The sequence below is a fragment of the Roseburia amylophila genome, assembly GCF_025567465.1.
Taxonomy (GTDB): Bacteria; Bacillota; Clostridia; order Lachnospirales; family Lachnospiraceae; genus Roseburia_C; species Roseburia_C amylophila.
On record NZ_JAOQKI010000004.1, the window covers coordinates 154,809 to 171,845 of the forward strand.

18 protein-coding genes are annotated in these 17,037 nt (G+C 40.7%); 17 read left to right on the top strand and 1 reads right to left on the bottom strand.

Translation table 11 applies throughout. The features are described from left to right. Position 1: 1 nt before the first annotated feature. Complete coding sequence (locus OCV43_RS03975; RefSeq protein WP_331494965.1) at positions 2 to 1,264, bottom strand: D-alanyl-D-alanine carboxypeptidase family protein; 1,263 nt, start codon at positions 1,262 to 1,264, stop codon at positions 2 to 4. Between the two features lie 98 nt (positions 1,265 to 1,362). On the opposite strand from OCV43_RS03975, the gene OCV43_RS03980 reads away from it, so the two are divergent. The 17 genes from OCV43_RS03980 (at position 1,363) to OCV43_RS04060 (ending at position 16,882) form a co-directional block, all read left to right on the top strand. Further along, the gene (locus tag OCV43_RS03980; protein ID WP_262623462.1) at positions 1,363 to 2,220 is read left to right on the top strand and encodes a metallophosphoesterase; all 858 of its coding nucleotides are present in this window, start codon (positions 1,363 to 1,365) and stop codon (positions 2,218 to 2,220) included. A gap of 107 nt (positions 2,221 to 2,327) precedes the next feature. Then, positions 2,328 to 3,077, top strand: coding sequence for a segregation and condensation protein A (locus tag OCV43_RS03985; RefSeq protein ID WP_022243723.1), 750 nt, complete (start codon positions 2,328 to 2,330; stop codon positions 3,075 to 3,077). A gap of 23 nt (positions 3,078 to 3,100) precedes the next feature. Further along, positions 3,101 to 3,670, top strand: a complete 570-nt coding sequence (scpB, locus tag OCV43_RS03990) for an SMC-Scp complex subunit ScpB (RefSeq protein WP_022243724.1) — start codon at positions 3,101 to 3,103, stop codon at positions 3,668 to 3,670. An 80-nt stretch (positions 3,671 to 3,750) separates the two neighbouring features. Continuing rightward, complete coding sequence (locus tag OCV43_RS03995; RefSeq protein WP_262623463.1) at positions 3,751 to 5,013, top strand: D-alanyl-D-alanine carboxypeptidase family protein; 1,263 nt, start codon at positions 3,751 to 3,753, stop codon at positions 5,011 to 5,013. A 140-nt stretch (positions 5,014 to 5,153) separates the two neighbouring features. Beyond that, positions 5,154 to 6,590, top strand: a complete 1,437-nt coding sequence (locus OCV43_RS04000) for an acyl-CoA carboxylase subunit beta (protein ID WP_262623464.1) — start codon at positions 5,154 to 5,156, stop codon at positions 6,588 to 6,590. Positions 6,591 to 6,603: 13 nt separating this feature from the next. Continuing rightward, positions 6,604 to 7,338: an OadG family transporter subunit gene (locus OCV43_RS04005; protein WP_262623465.1), complete on the top strand. Its 735-nt coding sequence runs from the start codon at positions 6,604 to 6,606 to the stop codon at positions 7,336 to 7,338. Between the two features lie 28 nt (positions 7,339 to 7,366). Then, the gene (locus OCV43_RS04010; protein WP_117946906.1) at positions 7,367 to 7,729 is read left to right on the top strand and encodes a biotin/lipoyl-containing protein; all 363 of its coding nucleotides are present in this window, start codon (positions 7,367 to 7,369) and stop codon (positions 7,727 to 7,729) included. 10 nt (positions 7,730 to 7,739) lie between these two features. Then, positions 7,740 to 8,891, top strand: coding sequence for a sodium ion-translocating decarboxylase subunit beta (locus tag OCV43_RS04015; RefSeq protein WP_117697187.1), 1,152 nt, complete (start codon positions 7,740 to 7,742; stop codon positions 8,889 to 8,891). A gap of 10 nt (positions 8,892 to 8,901) precedes the next feature. After that, positions 8,902 to 10,320, top strand: a complete 1,419-nt coding sequence (locus OCV43_RS04020; RefSeq protein ID WP_262623466.1) for an oxaloacetate decarboxylase subunit alpha — start codon at positions 8,902 to 8,904, stop codon at positions 10,318 to 10,320. 45 nt (positions 10,321 to 10,365) lie between these two features. Beyond that, a complete protein-coding gene (locus OCV43_RS04025; protein ID WP_262623467.1) occupies positions 10,366 to 10,575 on the top strand; it encodes a hypothetical protein in 210 nt (69 codons plus the stop codon). Beyond that, a complete protein-coding gene (locus tag OCV43_RS04030; RefSeq protein ID WP_262623468.1) occupies positions 10,562 to 11,203 on the top strand; it encodes a PilZ domain-containing protein in 642 nt (213 codons plus the stop codon). Before OCV43_RS04025 ends, OCV43_RS04030 begins: the two co-directional genes overlap by 14 nt. Positions 11,204 to 11,276: 73 nt before the next feature. After that, the gene (locus tag OCV43_RS04035; RefSeq protein ID WP_022243732.1) at positions 11,277 to 12,206 is read left to right on the top strand and encodes a MurR/RpiR family transcriptional regulator; all 930 of its coding nucleotides are present in this window, start codon (positions 11,277 to 11,279) and stop codon (positions 12,204 to 12,206) included. Next, positions 12,199 to 13,434, top strand: a complete 1,236-nt coding sequence (locus OCV43_RS04040; protein WP_117841010.1) for a BaiN/RdsA family NAD(P)/FAD-dependent oxidoreductase — start codon at positions 12,199 to 12,201, stop codon at positions 13,432 to 13,434. Before OCV43_RS04035 ends, OCV43_RS04040 begins: the two co-directional genes overlap by 8 nt. Positions 13,435 to 13,470: 36 nt before the next feature. Next, positions 13,471 to 14,136: a (d)CMP kinase gene (gene cmk / locus OCV43_RS04045; protein ID WP_262623469.1), complete on the top strand. Its 666-nt coding sequence runs from the start codon at positions 13,471 to 13,473 to the stop codon at positions 14,134 to 14,136. Between the two features lies 1 nt (position 14,137). After that, entirely contained in the window at positions 14,138 to 15,016 is an 879-nt protein-coding gene (gene ispH, locus OCV43_RS04050) for a 4-hydroxy-3-methylbut-2-enyl diphosphate reductase (protein ID WP_022243735.1), read from the top strand. After that, entirely contained in the window at positions 14,997 to 16,088 is a 1,092-nt protein-coding gene (gene rpsA / locus OCV43_RS04055) for a 30S ribosomal protein S1 (protein WP_022243736.1), read from the top strand. Before ispH ends, rpsA begins: the two co-directional genes overlap by 20 nt. Positions 16,089 to 16,108: 20 nt before the next feature. Beyond that, complete coding sequence (locus tag OCV43_RS04060) at positions 16,109 to 16,882, top strand: CheR family methyltransferase (RefSeq protein WP_022243737.1); 774 nt, start codon at positions 16,109 to 16,111, stop codon at positions 16,880 to 16,882. The last annotated feature ends 155 nt before the right edge of the window (positions 16,883 to 17,037 follow it).

Genomic DNA, 17,037 nt, shown 5'->3' on the forward strand with positions numbered 1-17,037 from the left:
TTTACAGGGAGAAGAAATAAGTAAGCGTCTTACGAAAATAATCCTGATAGGTAGCTTTTGGAATTGTAGTATCATATAAGACCCGGATGGAGCCGATTTCTTTTTCATTTAATGTATAGTAAAGTGTGCCGGCTTCTTTTCCCTGTGTTACCGGAGCTTTTATTTCTTCTGGAAGAGAAAGCTTTTTTTCAATAAGATTTAAGTCATTTCCTGCAGTATCAAGATATGAAAAGGTTCCTTCATAGGAAAGACTGACCTTTTTATCAGTGCCACCCCGTACTGATAATTCCGGCAGAGCGGGAGGTGTGGTATCCTGATAGAGCCGGCATACGGAAAAACCATAGTCTAAAAGGGCGGACGCATCAGCAAAACGCACTTTATAATCCGGTGCAGCCATAATGACTGCGATGAGTTTAATGTTATCTTTTTCAGCAGTGGCTGAGACACAGTACTTGGCAAGACCGGTGGAACCGGTTTTTAATCCAGTGGCATAGGCGTATTGTTTGATGAGCTTATTGGTGTTGGTTAAACCAAATTCGGAAGACCCTTTTTTCGTGACATGGGTAATATTTTCCATCCAGATGGTGGAATAATTATGTATCTGTGGATATTTTGTGATTAATTCCCGGGACATTAGAGCAACATCATAGGCACTTGTCATATGATTGTCAACGTCAAGACCGCAGCAGTTAACAAAGTTGGTATCCTTCATACCAAGTCCGGCAGCCCGCTCATTCATCTGGGCAACGAAGGCATCTTCCGAACCTGCAATGAATTCTGCCATGGCAACGCAGGCGTCATTGGCACTGGCAACACTGATACACTTTATCATGGTATCAACGGTCTGGGTTTCACCCGGCTCTAAGAAGACCTGGAAACCGCCCATGCTTGCAGCATGTTCCGAAACTGTGACAATATCATCCAGGGAAATTTTTTGTGCGTCCAGAGCATCGAAAATCAGAATCAGCGTCATGATTTTCGTAATGCTGGCAGGATGCAGGATGGAATGAGCATCCTTTTCATAGATGACGGTTCCGGTAGATGCTTCCATTAAAAGAGCGCTGGGAGCGGACAATGCGACCGGAGCAGATGCATCGGAAGCAGCATCCGGATTGGAAGCATCTGGCATGGAAGCATCAGGGGATGGATTGTCGGATTCTGCAGGAGTTTCGTTTTCTGCAAGAACAGAAAATTGTGATGCCATTGGTAAAAAGGCCGGGCTGAGAAGAGACAGGCTTATGAAAATGGAAAGAATGGTATGCATAAGAATACCTCCGGTATGTTCTATTACATTTTAATAGAGAAGAGAAAGAAATATGCAGATAAAGCATGGTTTATTTTGTTGACGCAAAGAGGTGAAAGATGTTATTAAAAATCATTATTGTAATAGCATGTGTAATTTTGGTTTACATAATCTGGCAGTGGCAGGAATTAAAAAAATTTGCAAGAACGGATTATGAGATAAAAAGTGGTAAAGTGCAAAGAGAATATAAGGCAGCAGTACTGGCAGATTTGCATGGTTTTCAGTATGGAAAAGACAACATCCGGCTTTTAGATGCAATTAGAAGTGGACAGCCGGATCTGATTCTGATTCCAGGAGATATGGTGGTCAGCAGGAAAAGTGACACCTATGAGACAGCGTTAAAGATATTGGAAGAGCTGTGCAGGATTGCACCGGTTTATTATTCTTACGGAAATCATGAATCCCGTGCCCATGTAAGAAAAAGTGAGTATCAGGAGAAATTTTTCGCTTTTGAAAAGAAATTAAAAGAACTAGGGATTCATGTACTGCATAATGAAACAGAAGCTTTTGGAGAACTGGCGGTTACCGGGCTTGAAATTCCATTGTCCTGTTATAAAAAAGGAGTGGATGTGCCACTTCCACAGGATTATCTTGAGAAAACGCTTCCGGAGCAGACGGAAGATACATTTCAGGTGCTGTTAGCACACAATCCAAGATATGCGAAGGAATATGCAGACTGGGGAGCGGATTTGACTTTTTGCGGACATAATCATGGAGGACTGATACGGATTCCGGGGGTTGGAAGCCTGATTTCTCCGCAGTTTCAGTGGTTCCCGAAATATGATGCAGGAGCCTTTGATTTTGAGGGAAAGAAAGTAATCGTAAGCCGGGGGCTTGGAACCCATACCTTTCATATCAGAATCTTTAACCGGGCGGAACTTGTGTTTATGGTTATAAAACCACAAGATATTGCTTGATTTGTGGTATAAAGTTGTGAAAAACACTAAATCTTGTGAAAACACTTGCGTTTTTTCTTAGATACCGTTAAAATAGATGTGCTAGGAAAGAATGGAGAGGTTTTGAAATGGAATTAACAGTAAAGCTGCAGGTGTTCGAAGGACCGTTAGATTTGCTCCTTCATCTGCTGGATAAAAATAAAGTAAATATCTATGATATCCCAATTGTGGAGATTACCAATCAGTATATGGAATATATCCGGGAAATGAAGCGGCAGGATTTAAATGTTATGAGTGAGTTCTTAGTCATGGCAGCCACACTGATTGATATTAAATCAAAGATGCTTCTTCCGGCAAAAGAGACAGAAGAAGAGGAAGCAGAAGACCCGAGAGCAGAACTGGTAGAACAGCTTTTGGAATATAAGATGTATAAATGCATTTCCTATGAATTAAAAGACCGTCAGATGGATGCGGAAAAGGTGATGTTTAAGGAGCCGACGATTCCGGACGAGGTAGCTGCCTATGAAGAGCCGGTGGATTTAGAGGAACTGATGGCAGATGTCACATTGAAGAAATTGAATGATATTTTCAAATCCATCATGCGTAAGCAGGAAGATAAGATTGACCCGGTTCGTTCCAAATTTGGCAAGATTGAGAAAGAAGAAGTATCACTGTCCGATAAAATGGTATATTTAGAGCAGTATGCAATGACACATCCGCATTTCAGCTTTCGCAGTCTTTTAGAAGCACAGTGTGGCAAGATGGAGATTATCGTGACCTTCCTTGCAGTGCTTGAGTTAATGAAGATGGGCAAGATAACCATTTATCAGGATAAAATATTTGATGATATCAGAATAGAGTCCAAGGTTGCAGCCTAGGCTCTTATTATATGAGGGTAGTAATGGAAGAAAAGAATTATGAAGCAATTATAGAAGCAATTTTATTTACCATGGGGGAATCGGTAGAATTGGATAAAATTGCTAATGCAATTGAATTAGACAAACAGGAAACCAAAAAGAAAATAGAAGCACTCCGGCAGAAATATGAGCAGGAAGAAAGAGGTATCCAGATTATCGAACTGGACGGCGCTTATCAGATGTGTACGAAGAATGAAATGTATGAATATCTGATTCGGATTGCAAAACAGCCGAAGAAGCGTGTCCTTACAGACGTACTGTTAGAGACCTTATCCATCATTGCTTATAAGCAGCCAATCACCAAGGCGGAGATTGAAAAAATCCGTGGCGTATCCTGCGACCATGCAGTAAGCAAACTGGTGGAATATAATCTGGTCAATGAAGTGGGAAGATTGGATGCTCCGGGCAGACCGATGCTATTTGGCACAACAGAGGAATTCTTACGGAGCTTTGGTGTGCATTCCATCGATGAACTCCCGGTGCTGAATGAAGACCAGGTGGAAGAATTCAAACATCAGGCTGAACAGGAAGCAGAAATGAAGCTTGAAGTATAGCAACAGGGAATGTAGTAAGCGGGAGTATAATCATAGAAAGAAATGAATAGAATGCAGAGAAAATGTATTTCGGAGCGGTCATGAAAAAGAGACGGTGGAAGAAAATGACAGCATTATCTCTGCTTTTTATATTTTTTAGTTCCAATCATATTCCGGCAGAACCGCTGCCACAGGATAATCCGGATGAAACGCAGGAAGAAAATGAAATAGAAATCGAAGAACCAAAGAATTTGTACGCGCTGTCTGCATGCTTAATGGATGCGGATTCAGGGCGTATTTTGTTTGGAAAAGAAGAGGATGTGCGCCGGGCAAATGCCAGTACGACAAAGATTATGACATTGATTGTAACCTTAGAGCATGCAGATTTAAATAACGTGGTTACATTTTCTGATTATGCAGCCTCCCAGCCGGATGTGCAGCTGAATGGAGCAAGTGGGGAACAGTTTTTATTAAAAGACCTTTGTTTCTCTCTGATGTTAGAATCCCACAATGATTCGGCAGTGGCAATTGCGGAACATGTGGCAGGAAGTGTGGAGGCATTTGCTGGCTTGATGAATGAGAAGGCGGCGGAGCTTGGCTGCATGGATACCTATTTCATTACGCCAAACGGACTGGATAAGGAAGATGAAAACGGATTCCATGGAACGACAGCAGCCGACCTTGCCCGGATTATGAGCTATTGCATCAAGGAGTCTCCCATGAAAGAGACTTTTCTTGAAATTACGCAGACACCGTCCTATTCCTTTTCTAATATAGAAGGAACACGAAACTACAGCTGCAATAATCACAACCGTTTCCTTACGATGATGGACGGAGCAATCAGTGGTAAAACCGGTTTTACGGGCAATGCCGGATACTGTTATGTGGGAGCATTGCGGCGGGATGACCGTACCTATGTGGTGGCACTTTTAGGCTGCGGCTGGCCAAACAATAAGAATTATAAATGGTCAGACACAAAACAGTTGATGCAGTATGGAATTGATTCATTTGAAAAGGTAAATCTTCTGGAGTTGGAAATTCCCAAGGAAGCAGAATGTCCCCTTGAGATAAGTGGGGCAAAGACAGAAGGCTATAGCAGAATTAAGATGACAGAGGTTCAGAACAGGACAGAGGAAAAACAGATAGAAAATATACTGCTTCGTAAGGATGAATCCATTGAATTTAAATTGGAGAGAAAGCAGAGACTTGAGGCTCCGGTGGAAGCAGGAACTACTGTTGGAACCCTTAAGTATATACTGAACGGGCAGGTGGTGAGAGAGGAAGAACTTGTCTTAAAAGACAGTGTTCCGGCATGGGATTACCGCTACAGCTGCCTCAGAATGGTTGACCTTTTTTCTTTATAAAGTCAGAAAATCAGCCATAAAATGCGATATGTAAAATCTGTGAAAAAATTAACAATTTGCTATTGAAAAGTTTTGGTCAATGTACTACAATTACCCTAGCGAAAAATTTTATTTTTCTAAAATAGATGGAGGACTAAGAGATGAGCAACAGAAGTAATAACTTAGCAGAACAGAGAATTTGCCGTTTGCTGGATGAAAACAGCTTTATGGAAATCGGTTCTCTGGTAACCGCAAGAAATACGGATTTTAATCTGGCAGATGAAGCTACGCCATCAGATGGTGTCATTACCGGACATGGTCTGATTGATGGTAATCTGGTATTTGTCTACAGTCAGGATTCTTCCGTATTAAATGGAACAATTGGCGAGATGCATGCAAAGAAAATTGCAGCTGTTTATGACAGAGCAATGAAGATGGGTGCGCCGGTAATCGGACTTTTGGATTGTGCCGGAGTTCGTCTTCAGGAATCAGTAGATGCTTTGAATGCATTAGGAATGATTTATGAAAAACAGGTTATGGCATCCGGAGTAATTCCACAGATTTGTGCTGTATTTGGCAACTGTGGCGGCGGACTTACTGTAGTACCTGGATTATGTGATTTTGCATATATGGAAGCTGATAAAGCAAAAATGTTTGTAAATGCACCAAACGCAATCGAAGGAAATTACGTTGGAAAATGTGATACTTCTTCTGCAGATTTCCAGAGCACAGAGACCGGCGTCATTGATATGGCAGGTTCTGAAGAAGAAATCTTTGCACAGATTCGTGAACTGGTCTGCATGCTTCCGGCAGATAACACAGAGAATGGTTATATGGAAGACTGTGAAGATGATTTGAACCGTGCATGCGAAAATGTAGATACCATGAAAGGCGATCCTCGTTTCGTATTAAGCGAGATTTCTGATAATCATAATTTCTTAGAGACAAAGAAGGATTATGCAAAGAGCATGGTAACCGGATTCATCCAGTTAAACGGACTGACTATCGGTGCTGTTGCTAACTGCACAGAAGAATATGATGAAGAAGGAAAGAAAGTCGCAGAGCATGATGCAGCACTTTGTGCAAAAGGCTGTGAAAAAGCTTCTGAATTCATCCAGTTCTGTGATGCATTTGATATTCCTGTATTATCTCTTACCAATGTGGCTGGATTTACAGCAACAAAATGCAGCGAAAGAAGACTTGCAAAAGCTCTGGCTAAACTTACATATGCATTTGCAAATGCTACCGTTCCTAAGGTTAGCCTGCTTACCGGTAATGCTTACGGAAGTGCAGCAGTAATGATGAACTCCAAAGCAATCGGTGCTGACCTTGTATACGCATGGCCGGATGTTAAGACCGGTATGATGGATGCACGTCTTGCAGCAGAGATTATGTATACAGACGCTGATGCGGACAAGCTTGCTGAGAAAGCAAAAGAATATGAGGCATTACAGTCTAACGTTGTAACTGCAGCTAAGAGAGGATATGTAGACTTGATTATTGAGCCTGCTGATACCAGAAAATATCTTGTAGCAGCTTTTGAAATGCTGTTTACAAAACGTATGGATACTCCATATAAGAAACATGGAACAAAATAGAAAGGTGAATCTTATGAAGAAAAAATTGTGGATGCTTGTATGTGTTTGTCTGCTTGCATTTTCTGTTACGGCCTGTGGTAAGACAGATCAGACTTCAATAACATTCAATGGAGGCACCTATGACCAGTGGAAGGATACAGTACAGCAGACAGCACAGCAGATGACTACTGTGTCAGAAGCTGATATTGATAATGCTCTTTCTTCCATTTCAGAGAAGAGCGATGCAGTAAACTACAACTTCTATAGCAGTTGGAAAGAAGCTGTTGCTGACGAAGGAGACTTCCAGGGATTTGGTGACTTTACCATGACAGAGTCAAATAAGACAATGGTAATGGAACAGATATTGAATTATACCAACCGTGATTTGAGTTTTACTGTTGTATTTGATACAACTACAGACACACCGGAACTTACCAGTATGACATTTGACAAGGTATATTCACTTGGCGAGAAAATGGGCAAAGCCGGAATGAATACACTTATGGGCATGGGTACCGTATTTGTAATCTTAATTTTAATCAGTATTATTATTTATGCATTCCGCATTATTCCTTATTTACAGAATAAGAAAAAGAATGCGGCTGATGCAACTGCTGCAAAAGAAGATAAAGTAGTAGAACAGATTGCTCAGAAAGAAGAACTGGTTCAGGATGATTTGGAACTTGTTGCAGTTATCTCTGCTGCAATTGCGGCAGCAACAGGAAGTTCTACAGATGGATTTGTAGTACGTTCCATTAAGAGAAGATAGTTTGAAGAATAATTAGGAGGATATAAAGATGAAAAACTATACAATTACAGTAAATGGAAATGTTTATGATGTTACCGTAGAAGAGAACGGAGCATCTGCACCTGTAGCTGCACCAAGAAAGGCAGCAGCTCCTGCAGCAAAAGCAGCAGCACCTAAGGCAGCAGCCGGAGCAGGAAGCATTAAGATTGAAGCCGGAGCAGCCGGAAAAGTATTCAAGATTGAGGCTCAGCCTGGAACAGCAGTAAAGAAAGGTGATGCAGTTCTGATTCTTGAAATTATGAAAATGGAGACTCCTGTTGTTGCACCGGAAGACGGAACAGTTGCAAGCATCGAAGTTGCAGTTGGTGACAGCGTAGAAGCAGGAGCATTACTTGCTACAATGAACAACTAGGAGGAAAATTATGTTAAGTTATGTTGGAGACACAATGAGTAACCTCCTGCATCAGACTGCATTCTTTAACCTGACCTGGGGTAACTACCTTATGATTGTAATTGCCTGCGTATTCTTATATCTGGCAATCAAGAAAGGTTATGAACCTCTTCTTCTGGTTCCGATTGCATTTGGTATGCTTCTGGTTAACATTTATCCGGACATTATTGCAAGTCCGGAAGAGACCAGCAATGGTGTCGGTGGTTTACTTTATTATTTCTATACTCTGGATGAGTGGTCAATCTTACCTTCTCTGATTTTCCTTGGAGTTGGTGCGATGACAGACTTTGGCCCTTTGATTGCAAACCCAATCAGCTTCCTTTTAGGAGCAGCAGCACAGTTCGGTATTTTTGGAGCTTACCTGCTTGCAATTCTGATGGGATTCAATGACAAGGGAGCAGCAGCCGTATCTATTATCGGTGGAGCAGATGGTCCTACCTCTATCTTCCTTGCCGGTAAATTAGGACAGGCTGCATTGATGGGACCGATTGCGGTGGCAGCATATTCTTATATGTCTCTGGTTCCGATTATTCAGCCGCCAATTATGAAACTGTTTACAACAAAGAAAGAACGTGCAATCAAGATGGAGAACCTTCGTCCGGTATCCAAACTGGAGAAGATTTTGTTCCCAATCGTAGTTACTACAATTGTATGTCTGATTCTTCCGACAACCGCTCCGTTGGTTGGTATGCTTATGCTTGGTAACCTCTTCCGTGAGTCTGGTGTAGTCAGACAGCTTACAGATACAGCATCCAATGCTTTGATGTATATCGTAGTTATTCTTCTGGGTACTTCCGTTGGTGCATCTACCAGTGCAGAAGCATTCTTAAATTTCAGCACACTTAAGATTGTTGCTCTTGGACTGATTGCATTTATGTTTGGTACTGCAGCCGGAGTCCTCTTTGGAAAACTGCTTTGCTGGATTACCAAAGGAAAAATTAATCCGTTGATTGGTTCTGCCGGAGTTTCCGCCGTGCCTATGGCTGCGCGTGTATCGCAGAAGGTTGGTGCAGAAGAAGACCCGACAAACTTTTTACTTATGCATGCAATGGGACCAAACGTTGCCGGCGTTATCGGTACAGCAGTAGCTGCCGGTGTATTTATGGCAATCTTTGGTATATAGGAGGATAGAAATGTCAGAAGAAATGAAAAAACCTTTAAAAATTACAGAAACTGTTCTTCGTGATGCACATCAGTCTCTGATTGCAACCAGAATGACAACAGAACAGATGCTTCCAATTATCCCGAAAATGGATGAAGTTGGATATTATGCAGTAGAGTGCTGGGGTGGAGCAACATTTGATGCCTGCCTTCGTTTCTTAAAAGAAGATCCATGGGAGAGACTTCGTAAATTAAGAGATGGATTTAAGAAAACTAAACTTCAGATGCTGTTCCGTGGACAGAATATCTTGGGATATCGTCCATATGCAGATGATGTGGTTGAGTATTTCGTACAGAAATCTATTGCAAACGGAATTGATATTATCCGTATTTTTGACTGCTTAAATGATGTTCGTAACCTTCAGACAGCAGTAACAGCATGTAACAAAGAAAAAGGACATGCTCAGGTTGCATTATCCTATACATTAGGAGATGCTTATACCTTGGATTACTGGATGGAAATGGCAAAGAGAGTAGAAGGCATGGGTGCTGATTCCTTATGTATTAAGGATATGGCAGGACTTTTAGTTCCTCAGAAAGCAACCGAACTGATTCAGGCTCTGAAATCTTCGACCAGCCTTCCAATCGAACTGCATACACATTATACTTCCGGTGTAGCTTCCATGACATACATGAAAGCTGTAGAAGCTGGATGTGATATTATCGATACTGCAATGTCACCATTTGCACTTGGTACCAGCCAGCCTGCGACCGAAGTTATGGTAGAAGCATTCAAGGGAACACAGTATGATACCGGTCTTGACCAGAACAAACTGGCTGAAATCGCTGATTACTTCCGCCCAATGCGTGAGGAAGCATTAGACAGCGGTCTGATGAATCCAAAGGTACTTGGTGTTAATATTAAGACTTTATTATATCAGGTACCGGGTGGAATGTTATCCAACCTGATTTCCCAGTTAAAAGAGCAGGGACAGGAAGATAAATACGAAGAAGTACTGGCTGAAGTACCTCGTGTTCGTAAAGACCTTGGTGAGCCACCACTTGTTACACCTTCTTCCCAGATTGTTGGTACACAGGCTGTATTTAACGTATTAATGGGTGAGCGTTACAAAGTTGCTACCAAAGAGACCAAGGATATTCTTCTTGGAAAATATGGTCAGACTGTAAAACCTTTCAATCCGGAAGTTGTGGATAAGGTTCTCGGTGCTGACAAAGATAAGGCAATTACCTGCCGTCCGGCAGACTTACTTGAGCCTGAATTAGATAAGATTGAAGCTGAAATGAAACAGTACAAACAGCAGGATGAAGATGTATTATCCTATGCATTATTCCCGCAGGTTGCTACTGAGTTCTTCAAATATCGTCAGGCACAGCAGACGAAAGTTGATACAACAATTGCAGATACAAAGAACGGAGCATATCCGGTATAGGATACCTTGCTATCTATAGCAGTAAAGAGGCGGCTACAGACAAATATGTCTGTAGCTGTTTTCCTTTTTGATGGCTATAATGGAATATCAGAATTACATAAAAATTCTATGGACAAGAGGACAAAAGATTGCTATGATGAAGTCATGATTTGTCATGGGGTAGACAAATTTAATTGCAAAGCATTTGAAAATATTGTGGCAGTTCTTTCACGGTATTTGGAGAGGGAAAAGGTGAAGGACAATGAAACTGTATGAATTGGGGACAGGGGAGCCGGTGCAGGTGCTGGTGAAAGTGGAGAATGCTTCAGCAGAATATGATAGTACAGTTGCTTTTGGAAAAGAAGGTATTTTATTAATCGAGCCAATACGTTATGATGGAAAAATTATTAATTTTTCCGGAGATAAGGTACATATCAGTGTAATTTATATGGAAGATGGAATCAAACCGCTGATATGGGAGGGGTGCAGAATGCAGACCGTCCAGGCAGGAAAAGAAAAATATCATGCAATTGTATGCAAGCGTGATGGAATGAAATGGAACCGCAGACAGGCATACCGCCAGTATCTGGGACTGGATGGAACGTTATCCATTGACAGCACTAGAGCAAATCATTCTGTGATTGTGAAAGATATCAGTGCTACCGGAGTGTCATTTGTGGGGATGCCGGATATGAATTATCTTTCCATGGGACCGTTTCATTTGACGTTTGAAGATAAAGCAAGCAGGCTTAAGGTACAGTTAACCGGTACTGCTGTTCGTCAGGAGCCGGTAGATGAAACGAAAGTGATTGTAGGATGTAAGGTAAAGCAGGCAAATCTCGACTTGGGGACTTATGTCGCCTCCAAGCAGAAGCAGGAAATTGCCAGACGACATGGAAACTGACAAAAATCCTGCAAAAAAATGTTGAAATGACATAAAAAATGCAAATTTTTTGTAGAATCGAGAAGAAGGAACTATGAATGGGAATACCAATGATTTGACCAGTCGAATCAACGAATGTTATGGAAGTTTAAGCAAAGGACAGAAAATATTAGCAACCTATATTACGGATAATTATGATAAGGCTGTATTTCTTACGGCAGCAAAAATGGGACAGGTAGTAGGTGTGAGCGAATCGACTGTAGTACGATTTGCTACACATTTAGGCTATAAGGGTTATCCGGAATTTCAAAAGGCTTTAGAAGAGATGGTTCGGAATAAGCTCAACTCCATTCAGCGTATGGAAGTGACTTATGGAAGAATCAGCCAGTCGCATATATTAGAAACGGTATTGCAGTCGGATCAGGAGAAAATTAAGGATACCTTGGAACATATTGATGAACATGCTTTTGAACTGGCAGTAGATACCATTATCAAAGCAAAACATATTTATATTGTTGGAATACGAAGCTGCGCTCCACTGGCAGCTTTTATGGCGTTTTACTTTAATCTGATGTTTGAAAATGTGACATTGCTTCAGACCAATAATTCCAGTGAATTATTTGAACAGATGGTGCGAATCAGTAAGGATGATGTCATTATCGGAATCAGCTTTCCAAGATATTCCATGCGTACCTTAAAGGCAATGGAATTTGCCAATAACCGGAATGCAAAAGTAATTACATTAACAGATAGTGTGCATTCCCCAATGAATTTATATTCTTCCTGTAATCTGATTGCAAGAAGTGATATGGCATCTATTGTGGATTCTCTGGTGGCACCGCTTAGTGTTATCAATGCACTGATTGTTGCTCTGTGTATGAAGAAGCAGGGTGAGGTTGCCAAGACATTGGAGACCTTGGAGGATATCTGGAATGAATACCAGGTATATGAAAATGATGAAATTAATTATATTGATGATAAAATCAAAATGAGATATGCCAAATTAGGAGATGCAGATGAGTAAGGTACTTGTAATCGGCGGTGGACCGGCGGGCTGTTTTGCAGCAATCGCTGCGGCAGAGCAGGGACATCAAGTCGTATTGTTAGAACGCAATGAGAAAATCGGGAAAAAATTATTCATTACCGGAAAAGGAAGATGTAACCTTACCAATGCATGTGATACGGAAGAACTATTTTCAAACATTCCAAGGAATTCCAAGTTCTTATACAGCGCAATCTATTCTTATGACAATTTCCGGGTCATGGATTTCTTTGAACAGAATGGTACACCGGTAAAGGTGGAGCGGGGAAACCGCGTATTTCCGGTATCAGACCATTCATCGGATGTCATTGCAGCCTTAAAACGCTCCCTGGATGCACATAAAGTAAAGATTATGTATCATACAGCGGTAGAAAAGCTTATGGTATCGGAGAATTGTGTACATGGAGTAATTACTGCAGAGGGAAAGAAAATGCCGGCAGATGCAGTAGTTATTGCAACAGGCGGCTGTTCTTATGCATCTACCGGTTCTACCGGGGATGGTTATCGTTTCGCAGAAGCCTGCGGACATACCATAAAAACCTGCAGTCCATCCCTTGTGCCTTTTAATGCAGAAGAGGAATATGTCAAAGAATTGCAGGGGCTATCGTTGAAAAATGTAAAGGCAAGCATTTATCAGGGCAAAAAGCTTTTGTATGAAGCTTTTGGAGAAATGTTATTTACCCATTTTGGCGTAAGTGGACCTCTGATGTTAAGCGCCAGCAGTGTGGTAAATGATGCGGTAAGAAAACAGCCGTTGCAATTATACATTGACTGGAAACCCGCACTTTCAGAAGAACAGTTAGATCATAGAATTTTAAGGGACTTTGAAGAGGCAAAGAACCGGCAGGTGATTCATGGAATTGAAAAATTATATCCGTCCAAATTCCTGCCGATTATTTTAAGACTTGCTAAGATTCCAGCAGAAAAGCGTGTCAATGAAGTAACCAAAGAGGAACGGCAGCGACTGGTGGACTTGACAAAGAAGTTCCCGGTTACACTGACTGGTTTACGGGGCTTTTCGGAAGCCATTATTACAAAGGGCGGTGTTTCTGTAAAAGAAGTAAATCCATCGACCATGGAATCAAAATTAACAAAGCATCTTTATTTTGCCGGAGAGGTATTGGATTTGGATGCATTTACCGGCGGCTTTAATCTGCAGATTGCCTGGTCTACCGGATATCTGGCAGGAAGCAGCATTGGAAATGAATAAAGAGAATAAAAAAGCAGAAAAATCGGAGGATGAGAAATGAGCTTTAATATAGCAATCGACGGACCGGCAGGAGCCGGAAAAAGCACTATAGCAAAACAGCTTGCAAAGGAACTTTCTTTTATATATGTAGATACAGGAGCCATGTATCGGAGTATGGCATTGTATTTTATGAGAAATGACATTGCAAAGGAAGATGAGGCAGCAATTTCAGATGCCTGTAAAACCGTGGAAGTATCTATTGCCTATGAGAATGGAGAACAGCAGGTGCTTTTAAACGGTGAGAATGTCAGCAAAGAAATCCGGAAAGAAGAAGTTGGAAAAATGGCATCTGCCACCAGTGTTTATAAGGAAGTCCGCAAAAAACTGGTTGAATTACAGCAGAAGCTTGCAGCAGATAAAGATGTTATCATGGATGGAAGAGATATCGGAACCTGTGTGCTGCCGAATGCCCAGGTAAAGATTTATCTTACTGCAAGTGTTGAAACAAGAGCCGAGAGAAGATATCAGGAATTGCTGGAAAAAGGTGCTGCCTGTGACTTGGAAGTGATTAAAAAAGATATTGCGGACCGTGATTATCAGGATATGCATCGGGAGATTTCACCATTAAAGCAGGCAGAAGATGCCATTCTTGTAGATTCTTCGGATATGGGAATTGAAGAAGTGGTAGAAACCATCAAAAATATTTATAGGGAAAAATGTTAATATGAAAAATGTCAGAGTTGCAAAAAGTGCAGGTTTCTGCTTTGGCGTAAAGCGTGCAGTAGATATGGTTTATGCACAGCTTGAAACAAACGATGAAACAAAGGATGGAATAAAAGACCCGATTTATACTTACGGACCGATTATTCATAATGAAGAAGTGGTAAAGGATTTAGAGGCAAAGGGCGTAACCGTAATCCATGATATTTCAGAAATAGAAGAATCAGAAAAAGGAACCATCGTCATCCGTTCCCATGGTGTAGGCGAAAAAATATATCAGACATTAGAAAATGCCGGTTACCATATCGTGGATGCCACCTGTCCTTTTGTAAAGAAGATACATCGTCATGTACGGGAATATGGAGATGCCGGTTATCATGTTGTAATTATCGGAAATGCCAGCCATCCGGAGGTAGAAGGAATCCGTGGATGGGGAAATGAAGAGGAAATTACGGTAATTGGAACGAGGGAAGCAGCAGAAAATTTCCGGGTTTCAGCAGGAAAAAAGGTTTGTATCGTATCACAAACGACATTTAACTACAATAAATTTCAAGAATTAGTTGAAATTATAAATAAAAAAGGTTATGATATAATTGTTTTAAATACAATCTGTAATGCAACGGAAGAGCGGCAGACCCAGTCGAGGGCTTTGGCAAAAGAAGTTGAAGCGATGATTGTGGTTGGTGGGAAGAGCAGTTCCAACACACAGAAGTTATTTGAAATATGTAAAAACGAATGTGCAAATACTTACTATATACAAACCATAGATGATTTGGATCCGGCAGTACTTCGGACCATTGATAACGTAGGTATTACCGCAGGGGCATCTACCCCAAATAAAATTATTGAGGAGGTTCAAAATAATGTCAGAAATGAGTTTTGAACAAATGTTGGAAGAATCTTTTAAAACAATAAGAAATGGAGAGGTAGTCGAAGGCGTCGTTATCGGTGTTAAGCCAGATGAGATCATCCTTAATATTGGATATAAGTCAGACGGAATTATTACACGTAATGAATATACGAACGAAGCAAATGTAGACCTGACCACCGTTGTATCCGTAGGTGACACTATGGAAGCCAAAGTTTTAAAGGTAAATGATGGAGAGGGACAGGTACTTCTTACTTACAAACGTCTTGCTGCTGAAAAAGGAAGCAAGCGTTTGGAGGAAGCATTCAACAATCAGGAAGTGCTTACCGCAAAGGTTACACAGGTATTATCCGGTGGATTAAGTGTTGTAGTTGACGAAGCAAGAGTATTTATTCCTGCAAGCCTTGTATCAGATACTTACGAGAAAGATTTATCTAAGTATGAAGGACAGGAAATTTCATTTGTAATCACTGAGTTCAACCCAAGAAAGAGAAGAATTATCGGTGACAGAAAACAGCTTTTAGTAGCAGAGAAAGCTGAAAAACAGAAAGAACTCATGGAGAGAATCCATGTTGGTGATGTTGTAGAAGGTACAGTAAAGAACGTAACAGACTTTGGCGCATTCATCGACCTTGGTGGAGCAGACGGACTGTTACATATTTCTGAAATGTCCTGGGGACGTGTTGAAAGTCCTAAGAAAGTATTCAAAGTTGGCGATACTGTAAAAGTATTCATCAAAGATATCAATGAGAGTAAGATTGCACTGAGCATGAAATTTGAGGATGAGAATCCTTGGAATAATGCTGCAGAGAAATATGCAGTAGGTAATGTGGTAACAGGTGTTGTTGCAAGAATGACAGACTTTGGTGCGTTCGTAGAATTAGCTCCTGGAGTAGATGCATTACTTCATGTATCCCAGATTTCTAAAGAGCATGTTGAGAAACCTTCTGATGTATTAAAAGTAGGTCAGAAAGTAGAAGCTAAAGTAGTTGACTTTAATGAAGAAGACAAGAAAATCAGCTTAAGCATGAAAGCACTTCTGCCAGAAGAGGAAGCTGATACAGAAGAAGTTCCTACAGAAGAATAATAAGGTTGGAGGTAGCATATATGTTTGAAGGCTATGAAAAGTTTAAAAAAGATATATATGCAATGACCACGATTGACTTAAATGCTTACAAAGAGAAACAGATGCGTCGTAGGATTGACAGCCTTTTGGTAAAGAATAAGGCTCAGTCCTATGATGAGTATGTACATCTGCTTCATACAGATAAAGAGAAGTTTGACCAGTTTATTAATTTCCTGACTATTAATGTTTCGGAATTTTACCGGAACCCGGAACAGTGGAAGTTTTTGGACGAAGAGGTTTTCCCGGCACTTATAAAACAGTTTGGCAGCAATTTGAAAATCTGGAGTGCAGCGTGTTCTACCGGAGATGAGCCATACTCTCTTGTAATGGCTTTATCAAAGCATGTTCCGCTGAACCAGATACATATAATTGCTACTGATATTGATAAACAGGTACTTGAGAAAGCAAGAGTTGGACTTTATAACGAAAAGAGCATTGAATCTGTACCGGATGATTTGAAGCGTAAGTATTTTACACAGGTAGGAAAATCCTATAAGATTTCCGATGAAATCAAAAAGCATGTAGAATTTCGGGAACATAATCTTTTGCGGGATCCATATCCATCAGGTTGTCATTTGATTGTCTGCAGAAATGTAGTAATTTATTTTACAGAAGAAGCAAAAGACGAGATTTATCGCAAGTTCTATGATTCTTTGGCAAAAGATGGAATGTTATTTATCGGAAGTACAGAGCAGATTATGAATTATCGTGAGTTGAATTTAAAAAGACATCAGTCATTTTTCTTTCAGAAATAATGATGACATAGTAAAGACCTCATTCTCTAAATTGGGAAAGAGGTCTTTTTTTACAGGAAATTGCTTTCCTGTAAAGTAAAAAACGAGTTATAGGACAAAATGTGTTGATGAAAACCGCTTTCAAGCCTTGAAAATAAAGGGCTGAAGGCGGTTTA

Bases quoted from the DNA above. Each gene is read 5' to 3' on its own strand.
- OCV43_RS03975 (WP_331494965.1), bottom strand. From the start codon at position 1,264: ATGCATACCATTCTTTCCATTTTCATAAGCCTGTCTCTTCTCAGCCCG.
- OCV43_RS03980 (WP_262623462.1), top strand. From the start codon at position 1,363: ATGTTATTAAAAATCATTATTGTAATAGCATGTGTAATTTTGGTTTAC.
- OCV43_RS03985 (WP_022243723.1), top strand. From the start codon at position 2,328: ATGGAATTAACAGTAAAGCTGCAGGTGTTCGAAGGACCGTTAGATTTG.
- scpB (WP_022243724.1), top strand. From the start codon at position 3,101: ATGGAAGAAAAGAATTATGAAGCAATTATAGAAGCAATTTTATTTACC.
- OCV43_RS03995 (WP_262623463.1), top strand. From the start codon at position 3,751: ATGAAAAAGAGACGGTGGAAGAAAATGACAGCATTATCTCTGCTTTTT.
- OCV43_RS04000 (WP_262623464.1), top strand. From the start codon at position 5,154: ATGAGCAACAGAAGTAATAACTTAGCAGAACAGAGAATTTGCCGTTTG.
- OCV43_RS04005 (WP_262623465.1), top strand. From the start codon at position 6,604: ATGAAGAAAAAATTGTGGATGCTTGTATGTGTTTGTCTGCTTGCATTT.
- OCV43_RS04010 (WP_117946906.1), top strand. From the start codon at position 7,367: ATGAAAAACTATACAATTACAGTAAATGGAAATGTTTATGATGTTACC.
- OCV43_RS04015 (WP_117697187.1), top strand. From the start codon at position 7,740: ATGTTAAGTTATGTTGGAGACACAATGAGTAACCTCCTGCATCAGACT.
- OCV43_RS04020 (WP_262623466.1), top strand. From the start codon at position 8,902: ATGTCAGAAGAAATGAAAAAACCTTTAAAAATTACAGAAACTGTTCTT.
- OCV43_RS04025 (WP_262623467.1), top strand. From the start codon at position 10,366: ATGTCTGTAGCTGTTTTCCTTTTTGATGGCTATAATGGAATATCAGAA.
- OCV43_RS04030 (WP_262623468.1), top strand. From the start codon at position 10,562: ATGAAACTGTATGAATTGGGGACAGGGGAGCCGGTGCAGGTGCTGGTG.
- OCV43_RS04035 (WP_022243732.1), top strand. From the start codon at position 11,277: ATGAATGGGAATACCAATGATTTGACCAGTCGAATCAACGAATGTTAT.
- OCV43_RS04040 (WP_117841010.1), top strand. From the start codon at position 12,199: ATGAGTAAGGTACTTGTAATCGGCGGTGGACCGGCGGGCTGTTTTGCA.
- cmk (WP_262623469.1), top strand. From the start codon at position 13,471: ATGAGCTTTAATATAGCAATCGACGGACCGGCAGGAGCCGGAAAAAGC.
- ispH (WP_022243735.1), top strand. From the start codon at position 14,138: ATGAAAAATGTCAGAGTTGCAAAAAGTGCAGGTTTCTGCTTTGGCGTA.
- rpsA (WP_022243736.1), top strand. From the start codon at position 14,997: ATGTCAGAAATGAGTTTTGAACAAATGTTGGAAGAATCTTTTAAAACA.
- OCV43_RS04060 (WP_022243737.1), top strand. From the start codon at position 16,109: ATGTTTGAAGGCTATGAAAAGTTTAAAAAAGATATATATGCAATGACC.